General features: G+C 64.9%; 16 protein-coding genes. 6 read left to right on the forward strand and 10 right to left on the reverse strand.

Going from position 1 to position 18682, the window contains the following annotated elements; genetic code table 11:
- Window positions 1-304: 304 nt before the first annotated feature.
- Complete coding sequence (locus tag CR103_RS19480) at window positions 305-1438, reverse strand: metallophosphoesterase (protein ID WP_099917588.1); 1134 nt, start codon at window positions 1436-1438, stop codon at window positions 305-307.
- A gap of 298 nt (window positions 1439-1736) precedes the next feature.
- On the opposite strand from CR103_RS19480, the gene CR103_RS19485 reads away from it, so the two are divergent.
- From CR103_RS19485 to CR103_RS19500, 4 genes are all read left to right on the forward strand, one after another.
- On the forward strand, window positions 1737-2087 hold the full coding sequence (locus CR103_RS19485; protein ID WP_099917589.1) for a DUF5710 domain-containing protein: 351 nt from the start codon (window positions 1737-1739) through the stop codon (window positions 2085-2087).
- 435 nt (window positions 2088-2522) lie between these two features.
- Window positions 2523-3722 (forward strand): cell division protein FtsZ, encoded by a 1200-nt coding sequence (gene ftsZ, locus CR103_RS19490; protein WP_099917590.1) that lies wholly within the window; start codon window positions 2523-2525, stop codon window positions 3720-3722.
- Between the two features lie 139 nt (window positions 3723-3861).
- Complete coding sequence (locus CR103_RS19495; RefSeq protein ID WP_099917591.1) at window positions 3862-4608, forward strand: SDR family oxidoreductase; 747 nt, start codon at window positions 3862-3864, stop codon at window positions 4606-4608.
- Window positions 4609-4739: 131 nt separating this feature from the next.
- A complete protein-coding gene (locus CR103_RS19500; protein ID WP_229443663.1) occupies window positions 4740-5282 on the forward strand; it encodes a CHRD domain-containing protein in 543 nt (180 codons plus the stop codon).
- A gap of 55 nt (window positions 5283-5337) precedes the next feature.
- On the opposite strand, the gene CR103_RS19505 is transcribed toward CR103_RS19500, so the two are convergent.
- A complete protein-coding gene (locus tag CR103_RS19505) occupies window positions 5338-6870 on the reverse strand; it encodes a serine hydrolase domain-containing protein (RefSeq protein ID WP_099917592.1) in 1533 nt (510 codons plus the stop codon).
- A complete protein-coding gene (locus tag CR103_RS19510; RefSeq protein ID WP_143752679.1) occupies window positions 6867-8237 on the reverse strand; it encodes a phenylacetate--CoA ligase family protein in 1371 nt (456 codons plus the stop codon). Before CR103_RS19510 ends, CR103_RS19505 begins: the two co-directional genes overlap by 4 nt.
- A 144-nt stretch (window positions 8238-8381) precedes the next feature.
- Between CR103_RS19510 and CR103_RS19515 the strand changes: the two genes are divergently transcribed.
- A complete protein-coding gene (locus CR103_RS19515; protein ID WP_099917594.1) occupies window positions 8382-8801 on the forward strand; it encodes a hypothetical protein in 420 nt (139 codons plus the stop codon).
- A gap of 41 nt (window positions 8802-8842) precedes the next feature.
- Here CR103_RS19515 and CR103_RS19520 read toward each other — a convergent pair whose 3' ends face one another.
- From CR103_RS19520 to CR103_RS19540, 5 genes are all read right to left on the reverse strand, one after another.
- Window positions 8843-10606, reverse strand: coding sequence for a putative bifunctional diguanylate cyclase/phosphodiesterase (locus CR103_RS19520; RefSeq protein WP_099917595.1), 1764 nt, complete (start codon window positions 10604-10606; stop codon window positions 8843-8845).
- Entirely contained in the window at window positions 10596-11978 is a 1383-nt protein-coding gene (locus CR103_RS19525) for a sensor domain-containing diguanylate cyclase (protein ID WP_229443665.1), read from the reverse strand. The genes CR103_RS19520 and CR103_RS19525 overlap by 11 nt, the downstream gene beginning before the upstream one ends.
- Before the next feature lie 11 nt (window positions 11979-11989).
- Entirely contained in the window at window positions 11990-12382 is a 393-nt protein-coding gene (locus CR103_RS19530) for a phosphonate transporter (RefSeq protein ID WP_099917596.1), read from the reverse strand.
- Window positions 12383-12614: 232 nt separating this feature from the next.
- Window positions 12615-13715, reverse strand: a complete 1101-nt coding sequence (locus CR103_RS19535; protein ID WP_099917597.1) for a glycosyltransferase family 4 protein — start codon at window positions 13713-13715, stop codon at window positions 12615-12617.
- A complete protein-coding gene (locus tag CR103_RS19540; protein ID WP_099917598.1) occupies window positions 13712-14887 on the reverse strand; it encodes a glycosyltransferase family 9 protein in 1176 nt (391 codons plus the stop codon). Before CR103_RS19540 ends, CR103_RS19535 begins: the two co-directional genes overlap by 4 nt.
- 298 nt (window positions 14888-15185) lie before the next feature.
- Here CR103_RS19540 and CR103_RS19545 point away from each other — a divergent pair, with 298 nt between their 5' ends.
- Window positions 15186-16103, forward strand: a complete 918-nt coding sequence (locus CR103_RS19545) for a pyridoxal-phosphate dependent enzyme (RefSeq protein WP_099917599.1) — start codon at window positions 15186-15188, stop codon at window positions 16101-16103.
- 4 nt (window positions 16104-16107) lie between these two features.
- On the opposite strand, the gene CR103_RS19550 is transcribed toward CR103_RS19545, so the two are convergent.
- Window positions 16108-17385 carry an esterase/lipase family protein gene (locus tag CR103_RS19550; protein ID WP_099917600.1) on the reverse strand — a complete coding sequence of 426 codons (1278 nt, stop codon included), beginning with the start codon at window positions 17383-17385 and terminating at the stop codon, window positions 16108-16110.
- Window positions 17386-17488: 103 nt separating this feature from the next.
- Complete coding sequence (locus tag CR103_RS19555) at window positions 17489-18667, reverse strand: alpha/beta hydrolase family protein (protein WP_229443667.1); 1179 nt, start codon at window positions 18665-18667, stop codon at window positions 17489-17491.
- Window positions 18668-18682 lie beyond the last annotated feature (15 nt).

The raw sequence follows: 18682 nt of genomic DNA on the forward strand, positions 1-18682 counted from the left end.
GTCCAAAATGCAAAGGAAACTTTCCGATCAAACCGGATGGCAACGGTGCCAAGCATAAGGGAAGACCGTACGCGTATCACAACGACGTTACCGCTTGCGGGGCAAAACTGATTTCCTCGTTGTAGCCCTCGGGCGCCGGGCTGTGCCCAGGAGCCAGATGTCGCCGGCGCGCGACACGAAGGAAAGCCATATGCCTACTACGGAATGCGGTCTTGGCCTCATTTTCCGTTTCGGAAACGGCCCGCGCTTTCGGCGACGACGCACCGCTTCATCGCGATGCCGCCTACAATGCCAACTTTCGTTTTTAATTCATGGCGATTTGGCCGGGCTTTTGGGCCGAACGCAGCGTCAACTTGAGAATTTCGCCCGGCTGCCACAGGCGCATGCGTGGTCCCCAGCTGCCGGCGCCGCGGCTGATCACCAGTGCCATGTCGCCGACCTGGTGCGCTCCTGCCAGGTGCGGAAATTCACGCTGGACCAGATAATTGAACGGCCAGATCTGGCCGCCATGCGTGTGCCCGGACAGCATCAGGTCAACGCCCTTGGCCGCGGCGTTTTCGACGAGCGAAGGGGCCGGTATGTGCGACAGCAGGATGGTGGCCGTGTTCGTCGGTCCTGGCAGCAGCTCATCAAGGCCATCCGTGTAGTTGCCGCCATTGCGCATGGCGCGGCCAATGTCATCGAGGCCCGCGAGCATCAGGCCCGGTGCGAGCTCCACCTTGCTGTCACGCAGCCAGCGCACGCCGCCGGCCTCGAACTCGGCGATCGTGGTGTTCACGGCGCCGTAAAACTCGTGATTGCCGGTTACCGCCCAGACGCCCAGGGGCGCCTTGAGGCGCCGCAGTACGGTCGCCAGCTCGGCCTCGCCGACGGGATTGTCTTCCACCTGGTCGCCGACCATGAAGACGGCCGCCGGAGCGATCTGGTTGATCTGATCGACCCGCTGTCCCATCCAGGCAGAACGGCGTTGCGCGCCGAGGTGCAGGTCGGTGACGGCGACGAGCACCGTGCCATCGAGCGCGGCGGGCAGGTTCTTCAGCACCAGTTCGTGCTCGACAACGCTGGGTGCACGCATGGCCTGGTAGACGCCAAAAGTACTAAGGGCGACCCCGGCGACAGCGGCGACAGCGATCAGGCGCGGCGCCCAGTTGCGCCACCACAGTCCGAAACCGGTGACAAGGTCGGCAACCAGCAAGCACAGCGCCATCACGAACTGTATGCCGATCCATGTCATCGCGAACTGTCCCGGCCACCAGCGCCAGTCGAGCGCTTCGTCGCCGATCTGAATGCCGGCAATGTACAACAACCAGATGAAACCGGCGCCGAGCCACCATGCCGGTGCTGCAATGCGGTCGCGGATCGGGCGGATTTTGTAGAGCCGGCCTGCTACATAAAAATGAAGCAACGTACCGATGACGTTCAAAATGATTGAAAACATATAAAGTGCCTGGAAGAGCTTCGTCAGATAAATTTGGTTGGAATGGCCGCGGCGGCGATGCTGCTGCCGGAACGCTGACAGGTTTTGCAGATAAAAACGATGTTGCCCGGGCGCGCGCGAGGGCAGTTGGGCAGGGGGGTGTGGCTGGGTACGATCTTAACGCATTCCCGGTCGTGGCGCACGACAGCCCGGCGCAGCGGACAGGCGCGCGCATGCAATCGGTCAGATGGCGCAAACCCGGTTGGCCCGATCCACGGTCTTGCATTAAACTCTGCGACTCGACGAATGGGGAAAGCAAATGAAGATTTTGAAGGTGCCGTATGCGGAAAAAGACCAGGCAAAGGCGCTCGGCGCCCGCTGGAACGCTGAGCGCAAAGCTTGGTACGTGCCGGACGGAACAGAAACCGCACCGTTTGAACGGTGGTTGGCGAAAGATGAGGGCGCAAACGAAGCGGTGAAGGCCGGCTCGAAGGAAAGCAAGGACAAGGTCGATTCCTACGTTGGCCGTCCGACCGTGGGCGTGCACTACATCGAATTAAAACATGACTGCAATCCGTTCACCGAATGCGTTCAGTGCCGGCCCGCGCTGGTCGCGTCCGGATGGGTGGCGGCACATGATGCGGTAAAACTGGTCATCGCGGCGTTATAGCACCCAGGTGCGCAGCGGCAGCCATGAAGGCAGCGCCCGGCGCCGGTACAAGTTAGTCCCATAAGATCTTCTGCTCCGTTTGATTCAGTCGGCGCAGTGCAGGGAACGCAACGGGACATATTTTTTCACGTGATTGCAGCCGACGCCACAGGATCGCGAGTGCCTCCTTGGACGACTTTGCACCTGATGTTACAAATGCTTTCGAATGTAACGAATCGGCGCTTTCGCTGCCGCGGTTCTGCAAGTACGCTATTGACTCGTCGGCGCTGCAACACAATCTGTGCAATTAACTTGTCGATTTGAATATGCGCGGTGCGCAGTCCGTCGCCATGCGCGCTCTCCACTAGCGCTCCCGTCCGGAGCCGGGACAGCGCCGCCAGGGGCGTGCAAGCGCACCGCCCGCACCGCTACCACTTAACCCAAAAGGAGCCCTCCTTGTCTGAGCCGAAAAACCTGCAATCCGAGACCGTCATCAAAGTAATCGGCGTCGGTGGCGCTGGCGGCAACGCCGTCAACCACATGGCCTCGTCTGGACTATCGAACATCGAATTTGTCTGCGCCAATACCGACGCGCAGGCCCTTGCCAATACCGGCGACGCCAACCGCATTCAACTCGGCGAGACCGGGCTTGGCGCCGGCAGCGATCCGGTGGTCGGGCGCGAAGCGGCGATCCGCGAACGCGGCGCCATCGCCGAAGCGCTCAAGGGCGCGCACATGGTCTTCATTACTGCCGGCATGGGCGGCGGCACCGGCACTGGCGCCGCCCCCGTAGTCGCCGAGGTGGCCAAGGAAATGGGCATCCTCACCGTCGGCGTGGTCTCCAAGCCGTTCGAGTTCGAGGGCGCGCGCCGCATGCGCGTCGCCGACGAGGGCATCGCTCTGCTGTCGAAGTCGGTCGATTCGCTCGTCGTTGTCCTCAACAGCCGCCTGGAAGAAGTGCTGGGCGACGACATTACCCAGAAAGAAGCGTTCGCCGCGGCCGACGAAGTGTTGAGCAAGGCGGTGTCTGGCATTGCCGAAATCATCAACGTGCCCGGCATGGTCAACGTCGACTTCGAGGACGTGCGCACCGTCATGCGGCAGATGGGCACCGCCATGATGGGCACCGCCTTGCACAGCGGTGAAGACCGCGCGGTCAAGGCGGCCGAAGAGGCGATCTCGTGCCCGTTGCTCGACGGCTCGAACCTGCATGCCGCCCGCGGCTTGCTGGTCAACATTGCCGCTTCCGAGCAAACGCTGAAACTGCGCGAGACCAAGCAGGTCATGAACGTCATCTGCGCGCAGACGAGCGACGACGCCATCATCAAGTTCGGCGCCGTGTTCGACGATACGCTTGGCGACGCGATGCGTGTTACCGTCGTCGCCACCGGGCTGACGCGGCCGTTCGAAGCGGCTCCTGGCGGCAGGATGCAAGGCCACGCTCCTGGTACCCTGGTGCGCGGCAGCGGCATGAAGGAGCCGATTTCGCATTCGAACCAGAATCAGCACCAGCAGCAGCGCGGCAATTTCCCCGCCGCCGGCCAACAGTATGCAGGCCAGGGGTCGCGCGTGCTGTCGGCGCCGCGCTCGCCCGCGCCCAGCGGCGACCGGGAATCCAACCGCACCGTGCCGGCGCCGGCGAACACCGAGCATTGAGCCAAGCCAGGCGTCCGTTCATGGCCGAACATGGCCGAACATGGCCGAAAAGGGGGGCTGCACCGCTGCAGCCGCCTTTTTGGTCGCGGTTTTTTCATTTGCGGCGTAGACTGTATTTCACTCACGTAGAAAATGCATCATGATCAAGGCCATACTCACCGGACACACCAAAGGCCTCGGCGCGGCAATTGCGTTCGAGCTGCTGGGACGCGGCATCCCGGTGCTGGGCCTGGCGCGCGGCGCGGCGCCCGACCTGACGGCGCGCTACCCGCAAGCGTTCGAGCAGGTTGAACTCGACCTTGCCGACAGCGCCGCGCTGGCCGCCTGGATCGCAGGCGGCGCGCTGGCCGGGGCAATTGCCGGCTGCAGCACGGTTTTGCTGATCAATAACGCTGGCACGGTGCAGCCGGTCGGCGCGCTGGCGCTGCAGGACCCGCTGGCGGTAGCGCGCGCCGTTGCCTTGAATGTCGCGGCGCCGCTGATGCTCGCCGGCGCCGTCGCGCAAGCGCGCGCCTTGCGATGCGAGTGCCGCATCCTGCACGTCTCGAGCGGCGCCGGCCGCAGCGCTTATCCGGGCTGGAACGTGTATTGCGCCACCAAGGCGGCGCTCGACCAGCACGCGCGCGCCGTCGCGCTGGACCATGATGTCAACCTGCGCATCTGCAGCCTGGCGCCGGGCGTCATCGATACCGGCATGCAGGCCGAGATCCGCGCTTTGTCGCTTGAACAATTCCCGCTGCGCGAAAAATTCGATGACCTCAAGCGCGCCGGCGCCCTGTCCGAGCCGGCGCAATGCGCGCGCCATCTGGTCGGCTACCTGCTGAGCCCCCTGTTCGGCAGCGCGCCGGTGGACGACCTGCGCAGCGGGGTGGCGGCAAGCAGCTAGCCTCGGACAGCGTCCGTATGGTGCGCGCTTTATCGCCTGGTTGATGTAATATCGACATTGTTCGCAAGCGGGGAATCGAGCAATCGATCGATCGACCCACTACCGTAGTCAAACCACCAGGAGAACGACGAATGAAGATGTTAAAAATAGACGTCCGGTTTGCGGGGATCGCCGCCGTTGCCGGGTTGTTGATCACGAGCGGCTGTGCATCGACGATGTCGAAGGGCACCACCGCCGCGCCGGTTGCGAAAACGCCGACCGCAATCGCGCCGACGCCGACACCGGCAGCGGCCGCGAGCGCGATGCCAGCGGCCCCGGCCGCTGCGGCACCGACCATGATGCTGACCGGCGCGCAGGAAGTGCCGCCGAATCCATCGGCCGCCAGCGGCAGGAGCACCGTCATGATCGGCGCCGACAAGATGGTTACCGGATCGATCGACGTATCGGGCATGACAGCGACGATGGCGCACATCCACGAAGCGTCCAAAGGCGTCAACGGCCCGGTGATCGTGCCGTTCGTAAAAAGCGGCGAGAACACCTTCGCGGCGGCTCCCGGCGCCAAACTGACGGACGCGCAATACGCCAGTTACCAGGCCGGCAAGCTGTACTTGAACGTCCACAGCTCGATGTATCCGGGCGGTGAAATTCGCCTGCAACTGGCGCCGGCCCGATAAGCCGGTTGCAAAGGAAAGGGGCCGCCGGGAGGCGGCCTTTTTTCAAGGCTCGAATTTAATCTTTAACGCCGGCAGGCTTGACGTCGAGCTGCTGGATCTTCGGCTCGCGCTCCGGCGTCAGCGTGAAGCTCACTTGCAGCGTTCCGCACTCGCCGACCAGCGCAAAGCTGCCGCGCAGGGCGTTCTCCGCGGTGAGCCGGCCGACTGCCGTGATGGTGCCGATCGACGCCAGTTGCCCGCGCGTCTCGGCCAGCCAGGCGGCGCGCGATTGGTCGAGAAAAAAATTGTCGGCGGTGATGGCCTCGCCGAGCGCCGGATCCCACGACTGGATCAGCTCGGCCACCTGGCGCTGGCGCGTCGCCAAAATGGCGGTCACCGCCACCGCGCGCGGGACCAGGCCGGCGCGCTCGATCAGCAGGTCGAGCGCCTTTGCGGTCGGCGCGTACACCGGCGCATAACGCAGGTTGCTGAAGGCGATCACGCCGATGCCGTGCTGCGGTGCGAAGCGGTACTGGCTGCCGAAACCGGGCAGGCCGCCAGAATGCCCGACCGTCACCACGTTGCCGCTGTCGCGCGTCCAGCTCAGGCCATAGCCGTAAAACGTCACCTTCGGATTGGGCGTTTTGCCGTCCGCCAGGGTCGCCTTCGTCGCCATGCCGGCGAACGCGCGCGGCTGCTGCATCTCGCGCACCGACGCGCGCTTGAGTACGCCGGTATCGAGCGTGCTGCGCGCCGGCGAGGCGTCGAGATGGAAGGCGACGTAGCGCGCGAAGTCGTCCATCGTCGTGATCAGGCCGCCCATCGCCGCGCCGTCGCCGTCATGCAGGATCGGTTCCAGCTGCCAGAGCCCGTGCTCCCAGCGGTAGCCGAGGGCCAGCTTGTCGGTGGCAACGCCGGCGTATTCCCAGCGCGTGCTGTTCATCCCCAGCGGCTGCAGGATCGTGCGCGTGATGTAATCCTGAAAGCGCATGCCGGACACTGTCGAGACGATTTTGCCGAGCAGGATGTAGCCAAGGTTGCTGTACTCAAAGCCTTCGCCTGGCGTAGTCGAAAACGACAGGCCGCCGCCGACGAAGCGCTCGAGGGCGGCGTTGTCGATCTGCATCTGGCGGTCGCCCCACGGATTGTCCTCGGGCAGGCCGGTGGTCATCGTCATCAACTGGCGGATCGTCAGCGCCGGCGAATCAAGGGTCGGCAGCTCCACCCGCCGCAGTTCAGGCAGGTACTTGACGAGCGGATCGTCGAGCGCCAGCTTGCCGTCGTCGCGCAGTCTCAACGCGGCCATCGCGACAAAGCTCTTGGTCATCGAGGCGATCCGGAATTCGGTGCTGCTTGACACCGGCAGCTTGCGTGCGAGATTGGCGACGCCGTACGAGCGCGAATGCACCAGCTTTCCATCCAGCACCACGCCGACGACAAGCCCGGGCAAATGCTGCGCCGCGGCCAGCTCCGTGTACATCTTGTCGAGTTCAGGCAGCACGGCCGCCACCCGCGTGGCCCGGTCTGGCGCGATGGTTTGCGCATGGGCGCATGAAAGCAGTGTGGCGGAGACGGCAAGCACGAGCAGGGCGGAATTTCGGCAATTCATTCGGGTCGATTCCCTGGCGGTTGCAGTACATTGTTGTTGGCATACTCGTTCACTACCCAGCGGAATTTACCGGCGGCGGTATTGGGCAGGTCGTCCCTCAAGACAACCTTGACCAGCACGTGAGGGTCGACCATGCGGTGAATAATGTCAATCAGATATTGCTGATGAAAGGCGGTGAATCCGGGCAGCGGCACCACCCTTACTTCCCAGCTGGCGGGGCCGACCTGCGCCACCTGCGACTTGCGGATCTGGTCCATCCGCTTGAAGGCGAAGGTCAGCACCGACGGGCTGACCGGCGCGCCGTCGCTGCCGGTGATGGCGTCCAAATATTTTCCGCTGACGCCCTCGATGATCGGAAACACGCGCCCGCACGGGCACGGGCCCGGCTTCCAGCGGCTGCGGTCGCCCATGCGGTAGCGCACCAGCGGCATCGCGTGATTATGGAACGTGGTGCCGACGACGTCGCCTTCGCCATCGGTAGGCCGGCCGTCGCCATCGACGATTTCGACGTAGGCGTAATCGGCATTGACATGCAGCTGGCCGTGTTCGCAGGCGCTGGCGAATGCCACCCGCTCGGCCATGCCGTACAGGTCCATGATGGTAGCGCCCAGGCGGTCGCGGATCAATTCCCGCTGGTGGGCATACGACGGCTCGGACGAGGTGAATACGCGCGCGATGTGCAAGCGCCGGCCGCGCCTTTGCAGCAGGCCGGCGAGGGTGAATGCGGTCGATGGATAGGCCTGCAGCATGGCCGGCGCCAGCGCCTCGAGGCGGTCGATGATGGCGTCGGCATTGGCCTCGGTCAGGTGGCGCGACGACACCAGCAACTGCCGGTTGTAACGGTTCCAGAACCAGAACGGCGGCTTTGTTACGGCCGTGTCGGCGACCAGGTCGCCGCGCAAGCTGGCGCGCACCATGCCGTCGTGGTAGCCGCCCCAGGCCCAGTGGCGCTTGACGAAGGCCTGTTCCATCAGCACCGACTGCACGCTGCGAAATACTTCCAGCGGCGCGCCGGTGGTGCCGCTGGTCGCCCCAAGCGCTTGCCACGGTTGCTTGACGCCGCCGTTCGGATACAGGCTGCGGCGGTTGGCCAGCAGCGTGGCCTTGTCGATGATGGGGAACTCGGCGCGCAGTACATCGACGCTTGCCGCGACCGGAAAATCGCGCCGGATGTGCGCATAAAACGGCAGGCGGGCGATCGCCGTGCGCAGCGTCTTGTGCAGCAGGCTGGCCTGCACCGCGGCGAACTCGGCGTGGCTCATCGCTTCGTTGCGCTGCAGCGCGCGCAGCCGCCACTGGCTCCAGGGCGTATCGCGCAACAGGGCGCGCGTGCCAAACAACAATTCGTTCCTGAGTGGCGATGTCATGGCACGGTCGGCGTGGGGGAGGAGGCTAAACTGTACTGTTTAAATGCAATCATCGGCCCCGCCCGGCGCAAGCAAAAGCCATTCGAGCGCATCGGTGGTAGAATTTTTTAACTTTTTCAGTTCACCGCCCGGAGCCGCCCCAGCATGGCGCAAGCAGCCGATCTCCCGATTCGTACCGAATGCCCGCCCGGGCTGTGCGTGTGCGCGCGCGAGCGCCTGCTGCTCGACCCCGGCGCCGACGCCCGCATCCTCAGGCTCACGCGCGACGAGGAAAAGAAGCTGCTGGCGCGTATCGAAGCGGTCGCCAGCTACGCCGAGTTGCGCAAGATCGAACAACGCATGCGCGAGCTGCTGGGCATTGCGCTGACCATCAGGCCCGGTCCCAACGAGGTACGCACGGTGCGCGGTTTCATCATCGAGGTGGCGCAACTGCCGGGGCTGTGCCGCAAGACGCGGCAGTCGATCCCGGCGGCGGTACGGCGCTGCCTGGACCAGCATCCCGAGATTGCTTACGCCGTGCTCGATGCGCACGACCTGTTCGGCAGCGGCGCGCAGCGCGGCTGATGGAAGGGCAGGGGTGGGTAACTGTCGGCGCGGGCGCTCAGTCAGGCCGCGGCCCGTTGCTTGTCCGCCAGCCATTGCACCAGGGCGGCAGCTGTCAACGGCTTGCTGAACAGGTAGCCCTGGCCCTTGTGGCACGCCAGTTCACGCACCACGCCGGCTTGCGCTTCGGTTTCGATGCCCTCGGCGACGGTGTCCATGCCAAGGCTGAGGGCGACCTTGACGGTCGCCTCGATGAGTGTCCGGTGATGGTGGCTGGTATCGCCCTGGCTGACAAACGAGCGGTCGATCTTGACTGTATCGACCGGCAACAGGTGCAGGCTCGCCAGCGACGAGTAGCCAGTGCCGAAATCGTCGAGGGCCAGCTTGATGCCGAGCGCTTTCAATTCGTACAGGCGCTCCTGCACCTGCTGGTCCTGGGCAGCGAGGCTTTCCGTCACTTCCAGCTGCAGCTGGTCGGCCCGCATGCCGCTGGCGTGCAGGATGCCGGTCACCGTGTCGATCCACCGGGGCTGGGCCAGCTGGACGCGCGACAGGTTGACGGCCAGCAGGCGCGGGGCACCAGGGCCAAGCAATGCCTGCCAGGCTACAAAATCGTTGCACGCTTGCGTCAGTACGACATCGCCCAGCGCGCCGATCAGGCCGCACTCTTCGGCAATTTGAATGAACTCAATTGGGGAAATAATGCCGCGCGTGGGGTGCTGCCAGCGCACCAGCGCCTCGACGCCAGCCGCATGGTCGACCCGGCCGTCGGGCAACAGGCCGACCACCGGCTGGTACACCACGAATAGCTGGTTCTCCTGCAGCGCGACGCGCAAGTCGGCCTCGATGTCGCCGCGCCGGGCGGCGTGCTCGCGCATCGTCGTTTCGAACCGCACGTGGCGTGCGCCGCCGGCGCGCTTGGCTTGCGTCATGGCGATGCTGGCGTCGCGCAAGACGGCGTCGGCGTCGCCCGACGCCTCCGTACCCAGCACGATGCCCATGCTGACGTTGCAACTGATTTTATGGCCCGAAACGTCGTACGGCTTGCCGATGGCTTCCAGCAGGCGCAAGGCGACATTGTCGACGTCCCCGGGACGGCGCATGCCATCGAGCACGACAACGAATTCGTCACCGCCGATACGCGCCGCCATCTGGCCCGGGCCGGCGACCAGCGCGATGCGGTCGGTGGGAGGGCGCAAGGCCCCGCGCATGCGTTCGGCGACCATGGTAAGTACCTGGTCGCCGACGGCATTGCCGAGCATGTCGTTGATTTGCCGGAAGCGGTCGAAGTTCATGAACAGCACGGCAAATTCGCCGCGCGTGACGTTGTCGAACCGTGCCATGCTGATCGCGATCTGTTCCATGACCGCCCACCGGTTCGGCATTTGCGTCAATTTGTCGATCCGGGCGGCGCTGTTCAGACGGCGCGCCAGCGTTTCCTGTTCGCGCTGCATTTCGGCGGTGGCGTCGCCGAGCGCCGCCATCAGCCGGTTGTCGTCCAGTTTCAGCAGGCTGATCGACAGGCACTTCGGCCCCGCGCCAGCCATCTCGCCGAGGTCGATGCGCAGCGATTCGCAGACGATGCCGCTGGCTGCGCCAAACCCGCTTGCCATCGGACCGAGTTGCGGCGCCACGGCCGCCAGCACATCGAACAGGTTCTCGAGGTTGCCATATGGGGCCAGCGGCATCAGCAGGTTCGACGACATCGGATTGAGCATTTCGATGGTCCCGTCGGCGCTGATCTGCACCAGCCCGATCGGCGCCCGATACAGGAACTGGACCAATGCCTCGTAGGCGTCGACGCTATCAGGCTGATCAGCTTGCATTGATGCCGCCTGGCAGGTGGTCTTTGTACGTCGGACACTCCGGGCTCCAGCAATCGACCCGGTTGCGCCCGCGCGCCTTGGCCGCGTACAGCGCCTGGTCGGCCCGCTTGATCAAGCCGTCCAGGCCGCTGATGGCGTCGTCCATCGCGGCCACGCCGGCGCTGACCGTAAAGCCGATCAATTCGCCTTCCACCAACACCGGCGTGGCTTCCACCAGCGCCCGCAAGCGGTTCGCCACCAGCGCGGCGGCGGCCAGGTCGGTCGACGGCAGCAGCACGGCAAACTCTTCGCCGCCCACCCGTGCGACGACATCGACGTCCCTGAAGGTGGCCTTCAATGACTGCGCCAGGTGGCGCAGCACGGCGTCGCCGGCGGGGTGGCCGAATGTGTCGTTAATGGCCTTGAAATGGTCGGCGTCGAACATGATCATGGCGGTCGAGCGGGGAGACCGTTTGCGGCGCGCCAGTTCCAGTTCCGCCGCCTCGAAAAAGGCGCGCCGGTTTGCCAGGCCGGTCAGGTAGTCGCAATAAGCGGCCTTGCGCTGCTGCTCGCTCGCCTCGCGCTTGTCGCTGATGTCGCGGATGATCAGGCCGTAGGCAGGTTCGCGCGATTCGGGATCGCAAAATGCAGGATCGCGCGATCTGTCTTCGCCGTCGCGCAGCGGCGAGATCATCGAGTTGCCCCAGAAATGGCTGCCATCGGCACGCATCCGCAAACCCTCGTCCAGGCTCCAGCCATTCTCGTCGGCTTCGCGCAATCGGTCCAGCAGGTGTTCGGGCGTCGTCGAATCCGGTGGATAGAAAATGGAATACGGTTGACCGACCAGCGCTTCTGCCGCAAATCCGGTCAGCCGGCCAATGCTTTCATTCCAGGACTCGATCCGGCCGAGCGGGTCGAGGCTGACCATCGCATAGTCTTCGACGCCGGTAAGGATGGCATTGAGCCAGGCGTCGCTCTGCTTCAGTTCGCGGTCGCGCTTGACCTGCAGGGAAACGTCGCCCAGCACTGCCATCAAACGCGTTTCGTCAAGCTTGACCAGGGTAAGCGAAATCACCATTTTCGCCGGCTTGCGGTCGCCCCGCCGGTTCAGGTGAAGGTGCATGGCGTTGCAGACGACCCCGTACGATGGGGCAAAATCCGCACACATGGAACGCAGCGAGGGAGCTACACCCTCCAGCGCGGTAAACAGGTTGGCCAGATTGCCATCGGTCGAAAGCGGCATCAGCAGCTGTGCCGAAATCGGATTGATCATGGCGATGGTGCCGTCGATTGCCGCTTGCACCAGGCCGACTGGCGCCAGATAAAGGAACTGGAGCAGCGCTTCGTACTCTTCGCCGATGCCGGGCGCGTCGGGCTGGGAATCCGGCTGCAAGCCCGTATCCGTCACGACAGGCGCTCAACCAGCACGTAGCGCATCGCCGCCCCTGGCGAGGCCAGCAGCCGCAGCGCAACCTTGGTCGGCCGCATGCGCAGCGTCAGCACATAATTGATCGTTACGTCGAGAACGGCGCCGGTTTCGAAGGCGTCTTCGAAACGTTGAGCGACCAGGAAGTTGTTCATGCATGGCGCCACCACTGTGAACAACGGCTGTCCGAGCACACGGTGGGCCGTCAGCCCGGCCGCTTTCGACTCGAATTCGTTATAGAGGCGCACAGTTGTCGCGCTGTCGAAACCGATTACCCCGAAATCGAGCTGGTCGAGGCCATCCGCACCGAGGGCCGCAAGCCGCTGTTCGATCTCGGGTTGGTGAAAGGAGAGGGGCAGTAATATAGTCATCGACGATGCTCCTGGAAACGCGACCAGCGTTGAGCGCGCTTGAGTTGGGCAATGCGCGAAAAGTGTTCTTAGGTGGAAATATATGTTGCCACGGTTTTAGCTCTACGTCAATATCTGTCCAAACGCATACAATATTAATCTCTGTTCTGCGCAGCAATCAGATTCCGCTGGTAATTATCGGGACAACACGGATGAGTAATAATGCCGCGCTTTGGACGCATGGGCACGCGTTTCAGGCTGCCAGCGGGTCGCGGTCATGACCGTGATAACCGCCGCGGTACAGACCGCGGTACAAGTCGAGATACGCCGCCCCTGCCTTGGCCCAGGTGTACTGCGCCGCATGGGCACGCACCTTGTCGGCGCCGCCGTTGGCGAAATCGGCCAACCCCTGTTCCAGCACGCGCGCCATGTGAGCCGGCTCGAAGTTGTCGAAGTAGTAGGCGGCGGCGCCGCCGATTTCCGGCAGCGACGTCATGGTCGAAAGGAACACCGGTTTGCCATGATGCATGGCCTCGATCACGGGCAGGCCGAAACCTTCCGCCAGCGATGGAAACACGAACGCGTCGCAATTGGCGTAATACCAGTCCTTGTCGTGCTCGCTGACCGGGCCGGTGATGATCACCCGGTCGGCGACGCCGCAGGCGATTGCTTCGGCCATGATGATCTGGCGGTAGTCTTCCTTGACGATGCCGGAAATAAGCAATTTCCTGGCGTTGTCGCGCAGCAGCGGCACCAGCACGTGGAAATTCTTCTTCGCGCACACCATTCCCAGCGCAAACAGGAAGGCGCCGCCGGGCGCGCAGGCGGGCTGGTGGCCGGCCGGCGCGTGGGTCGAATCGGTGCCGTTATAGATCACCGAGATCTTGTCCCGCGCTTCAGGAAAGTGGCGCACCACGTCGGCGGCGACGAAGTGCGATATTGCCACGATCCTGTCGGCGCCGGCAATCTTGACCTGCAAGCGGCGCATGTGACGGGCCCGCTTGGGGCAGCCGGCCGGCTGCTCGTAAATTTGGTTAAGGTCGTGGACCGTCATGATGGTCTTGCCGCTCACCCGCGCCGGTCCGAACCGGCAATACTGATCGGTAAAATGGACCACGTCGAAGCGTCGCTGAAACGGAAAAAACCAGCGATGGAATTTCCGATGGCGCACATAGCCGGCGGCGCGGCCGAGGAAGCCGTGCTGGACGGGATAGGTGTAGGCGCTCACGTCGAGCTCGGCCTGGCCCTGGCGCAGGATTTCCCGTCCCAGGCTATGGCCGAAGGTGTGCAGGCCGGTATTGGCAAAACGCATCGAGTCGAGCGTCAGCAAGACGGTGGGCTTGATCAACTTCATGGCGCGATCAAAGCAGTTTGTGGCGGCAGCGCCGCCGGCTTGTCGAGCTGCTTCAGGTGGTCCTCGCGCCAGCCGAGCACGGCCGCCGCAACCGCGTCGACACTGATGGCATGCATGCAGGTGCAGCTGGCGTTGCCGGTACAGGTTGCGCAGCGCCGCTCGGCGCACAGGGACTGGGCCCGGGGGCCGAGCGCGCCCCAGCGGCCGACGTGGATCGGCGCGATCGGCGGGAACAGCCCGAGTGCGGGCCGCCCCAGCGCCGCGGCGATGTGCAGCGGACCGGTGCCGCTGGCGACCAGGCCGTCGGCGCTGCCGATCAGCGCGGTCAACCCGGCCAGGTCGAAGCGGCCGCACAGGTTGCGCACGTGCGGCATGGCGAACAGGGCGCCAATTTCGCGCTCCAGCAACTCGCCTTCGGCCGCGCTGCCGGTCACCCAGACGCGCGCGCCGGGCACCGACTGCAGCCGCAGCGCCAGTGCCGCATAGTGGGCCAGCGGCCATTCGCGGCCGTTGCCGTTCGATTTCGGGTGGAGCACGACGTTGAACGAGCCACTCTCGCGCAAGGCATCGACGGCGGCCAGCCGCGGCGCCGCCAGGCCGTACAGCGCGCCGATGTCGCCGAGCTCGGGAACGTGGACGATGCCGAGCGGACGCAGCAGTTCAAAATTGAGCTGGGCTTCGTGCAGCAGCGAGCGGACCCGGCTGAAGTGCGCCAGGCGGTTGCAGGTGTACCAATGGTAAAAGCGGTGGCTGGTGCCGACCCGTTGGGCGATGCGGGCGCGGCGCGCCGCCTGCGCCAGGCGGCGGTTGGGAAAGGCGAAGATCACGGCATCGTAGGCTTCGTCGGCAAACCTGCGCGCGGGATCGGTCAGCTCTTCGAGCACCAGGACCTGGTCGACGTGGCGGCACTGCCGCACCAGCGGCGCGGCGTAGCCCCGGCACAGGAAGTCGACCTGGACGCCTGGCAGCACCTGCTTCAGATAACCGGCCAGCGGCAAGGTGAGGACGACGTCGCCAAGGTTGTCGCTGCGGCAGATCAGGATGCGCGAGAGCGCCGGCGCCGGTGGGCGCGCATGGTCCGATTGCAGCGCTTCATGTGCTTCATGCGCTTCATGCGCTTCGCGGTCGTGCGGATCGTTGTGGTGACGATGGTGCGGCCCAACTGGCTTCATGCGGTGACATCCTTTTCGCTGTAGTGCCTGACGTTCCAGGTTGTTTGCATGCCAGTCGTCTCCAGTGCACCGTACGCCGTCATTGTGGCGCGCCAGGCTCGTATACGCCAATGCTTTACAGTCAAATAATGTAAAAACACCGATTACTGTACAGTTATAGCGTCCGCGAATCAAAATTTTCTTCGGAATATGTTGTAGCAAGGAACTCTTGTGACGCCATGTGGGGCCGGCTTGATCGCAGGATTGCCGGGCGCGGGTAAAATGAGGCCGTTATCGGCTTTTATGGACTCCGCCCGGCATGACACTTTACATCGAAACCCCGCTCATCGAATCGGCTGCCATGTCCGGCGCGCCGGGCCAGTCGGTCTGGCTCAAGATGGAGGCGCTGCAGCCGACCGGCTCCTTCAAGAACCGCGGCATCGGCTTCGCCTGCGAGGAGTATGCGCGGCGCGGGGCGCGCCGCTTCGTCGCCGCGTCCGGCGGCAATGCAGGCATCGCGGCGGCGTATGCGGCGCGCCGGTTGGGCGTGCCGATGCTGGTGGTGGTGCCCGAGACCACCAGCGCGCGCGCACTCGAACTGCTGCGGCGCGAGAGGGCCGAGGTGATCGTCCACGGCGCCTCGTTCCAGGAAGCGCATGCGATGGCCACCTCCCTGCTGGGCGAAACCGATGCCTTCATCCACCCGTTCGACGATCCCCTGCTGTGGGAAGGCCACGCCAGCATGATCGACGAGGTGGCGCGCGCTGGCGTCAAGCCCGACGCGGTGGTGCTGTCGGTCGGCGGCGGCGGCCTGTTGTGCGGCGTCGTCGCCGGCCTGCGCCGCAACGGCTGGCCGCGCGTGCCGGTGATCGCCGTCGAAACCGAAGGCGCCGACTCGCTGGCGCAGTCGATCGCGGCCGGCGAACGGATTGTCCTGCCGCGCATTGCCAGCATCGCCACCTCGCTTGGCGCGCGCCAGGTGGCGCAGCAAGCCTTTGCATTGAGTAGCGAGCATCCGCTGCGCAGCGTCGTGGTGGCCGACAGCGCCGCGGTGGACGCCTGCATCCGCTTCATGGATGACCATCGGGTGGTGGTGGAACCTGCCTGCGGCGCCACCCTGGCGGTGGCCTACGATGCCAGCACCGCGATGAAAGAATTTCGCAACGTGCTGGTGATCGTTTGCGGCGGCGTCACCGCCACCGTGGCGCAGTTGCGCCAATGGGCAGATCGGACTTGAGCCTCTAGAGCCCGTAAATGATGGCGCCAATCCGGTCGTACACCGGATACGCCGATTCGGCGGCGCCCGGCCAGCCGAGGATGTCGAAATGGTCGACTCCCTTGTAGGTGCCGAGAAAATTCCACGCCCCCCGCACCGAGGCGCCGTTCCAGGTGCGCTGCGGATGGCCGGCCGGTCCTTTCATGCTGAAAGTATTTACCACGCCGTCGTTGGGAAACCACCGGCTGTCGATGCGAACCCGGCCCCGCGCCGTCTGGGTGTACGCCCCCATGCCATGTTGTACCCGCAACGGATAGATCCATTCGCCGGCCGCCGGTTTGAACACGTACATCATGTCGCCGCGGGGGTATTGGTAGGCCGGCCGCTGGATCGGCGCGATCAGGCGGTCGGTGCCGTTGAAGTACAGGGCGCTGCCCGCTTCAGTGGCCAGGGTGGCGACTGAATAGTAATAGACGTGCGGCGAGGTGCGCGCCCAGCGGTTGAATGCGCGCGCGCCGTCGGGCGCCATTTCGAGCTGGACCAGGTCGAAGTCGGCGATCGGCGACGCCGCGGCGACAGCGGGCGCGCTTGCCAGCCACGGCGCCGGCGGCCCGGCCGCCATCAGCGCGACATTGTCGATCAGCCTGGCCCAGCGCAGCATCATCGGCGCAAAGTCGGCCACGGCGTCGCGCAAGGTAGTGCCGTTGTGCGGCGCCGAGAGGGTGGTGGCGCTGGTCACCCAGTTGACCTTGCCGCCGGCGTACAGGTCGGCACCGCCTTCATCGCCGTTTGGCGAGCCGTGTTCGAGCAGTTCGATCAGCGCGCGGATGGTGGTGCCGCCCTGGCTGTGGCCGACCAGGTGGATCGGGTGGGCCGCGTCCCACGCCGGGTAGAATGCCACCGGATAGTGTTCGGGATTGTCGGCCGGATCGGCCGCCCAGCATTTGCCGGCCGGCTTTTGGACGCCGCCGCGGTGGCCGTGCAGCGCCGAGTGGCGGCTGCCGTAGTCGACGCAGCCGCCCTTGATCTGGTAATACAGTTCGGCCGCGCGGTCCCAGTTGGTGGCGATCGGCGAGACCGACGCCGCCATGACGCGGCGGGCACCGCCATGTTGCATGTGGGCGACGATGTCGTCGAAGCCACCCCAGTAGCGAAAGCCAATGTTGGTGAATTTTTCGGGACCAAAGCCGAGAAAACCCGGCACCAGCACTAGCGGATCGTTGTTGGCTGCCAAGACAGGCTGGACGCCGGCCAGCGCCGCTGCCAGCAGCAGCGTGGCCACACGGGAAAAAGATCGCGACATGCTTGCCCTCCAATAACGACACCCTTTATTGTCGGGCCGGCGCGCCAGGCTGTTGTTGCAAAATTGGCACTAAAGCAGAGTTTGAACGTAAAACGTGCCGCGGTCAATCGCTGACCGCGGCAGTGCTGCCGATGGCGCCGGTCGAGCGGGCCGGCGCCATCGGCGCTGGCGTCACCGCGGCGATCGTGGCGGCGCGCTCGAGCGAGGCCGGGACGTCGCGCCAGACGATATTGTCATCGATCGAGTACAGCTTGCACGGCTGGCCGCCTTTCTTTTCGCACGTGGCCAGCGCGCGGGCGTCCGGGTCTTCGCCTTCCTCGGCCCAGCACCAGGCGCCGTTGGGCGCCACCGCAAACGCGCGCGGCGTCATCCTGGCGAGGTATTCGCGGTAGCCTTTGCGGCCGTTTTCGGTCAGGAACGGCACCGCGTCGACGTCGTCGAGCCGGGCGAAATCGCTCTTGGGCATTTGGGGCTGGGCGGTGACGGTGTAGAGTTCCTCGGTCGGCATGCCGATCTGCTTGAGGAAACGCTCGGTGTCGCGCCACCAGACCTTTTCGCCGTCGCGGCTGGCGATCATGCCGTGGGCATCGCGCTTGAATTTGCCGTACTCGACCAGCCTGGCCTGGCCGCCCGTGCGCACGAAGGCGGCGTGCATGCGCGTCGCCAGTTCCGGGCCGAACAGCGAATCGTTGGCGCCGTACATCCACAGGCTGGGGAGTTTGTTGGCGGCGCCGTAGGTGCCGAAGGCGCGCACCAGTTCGGCGCGCCAGTCGCACAGGTTGGCGTCGTCGCGCAGGCCGCCGGCGAAGTTGATCAGGCCGCGCACGCCTGGCAAGTCGCCGGTGCCGAGCGCCATCGTCGCCAGGCCGCCGTACGATTGGCCGGCGACAACGATGCGGTCGGCGTCGATCCAGTCGAGGGTGCGGGCGAAATTGACAGCGTCGCGCACGTCGTTGGCCTGGGCGTAGCCATTGGCCGTCATGTCGCAGCCAAAATCGGTGTAGCGCCCGGTCGAATTGGCAAAGCCCTGGCGCATCGGCACCATCACCACGTAACCGCGCTTGACAAACGCGGTGGCCATGTAGATGAAGCGGTCGCGCGTTTGCCGGCCCGGGTCGCCCGCGTCCTTGCCGTGATTGATAATCAGCAGCGGGTAGGGGCCGGGGCCGTTCGGCCGAAATACCGTGGTTTCCATCATCGCCTTGCCGGTCTTGCCGGCGGGGATCAGGACGATACGTTCGTTAAGGCGGTAGTCGAGCTGAAGCTCTTGTTCGACTGCCAAGGAGGGAAGCAAGGT

The sequence above is a fragment of the Massilia psychrophila genome (assembly GCF_002760665.1).
Lineage (GTDB): Bacteria > Pseudomonadota > Gammaproteobacteria > Burkholderiales > Burkholderiaceae_D > JAFCUW01.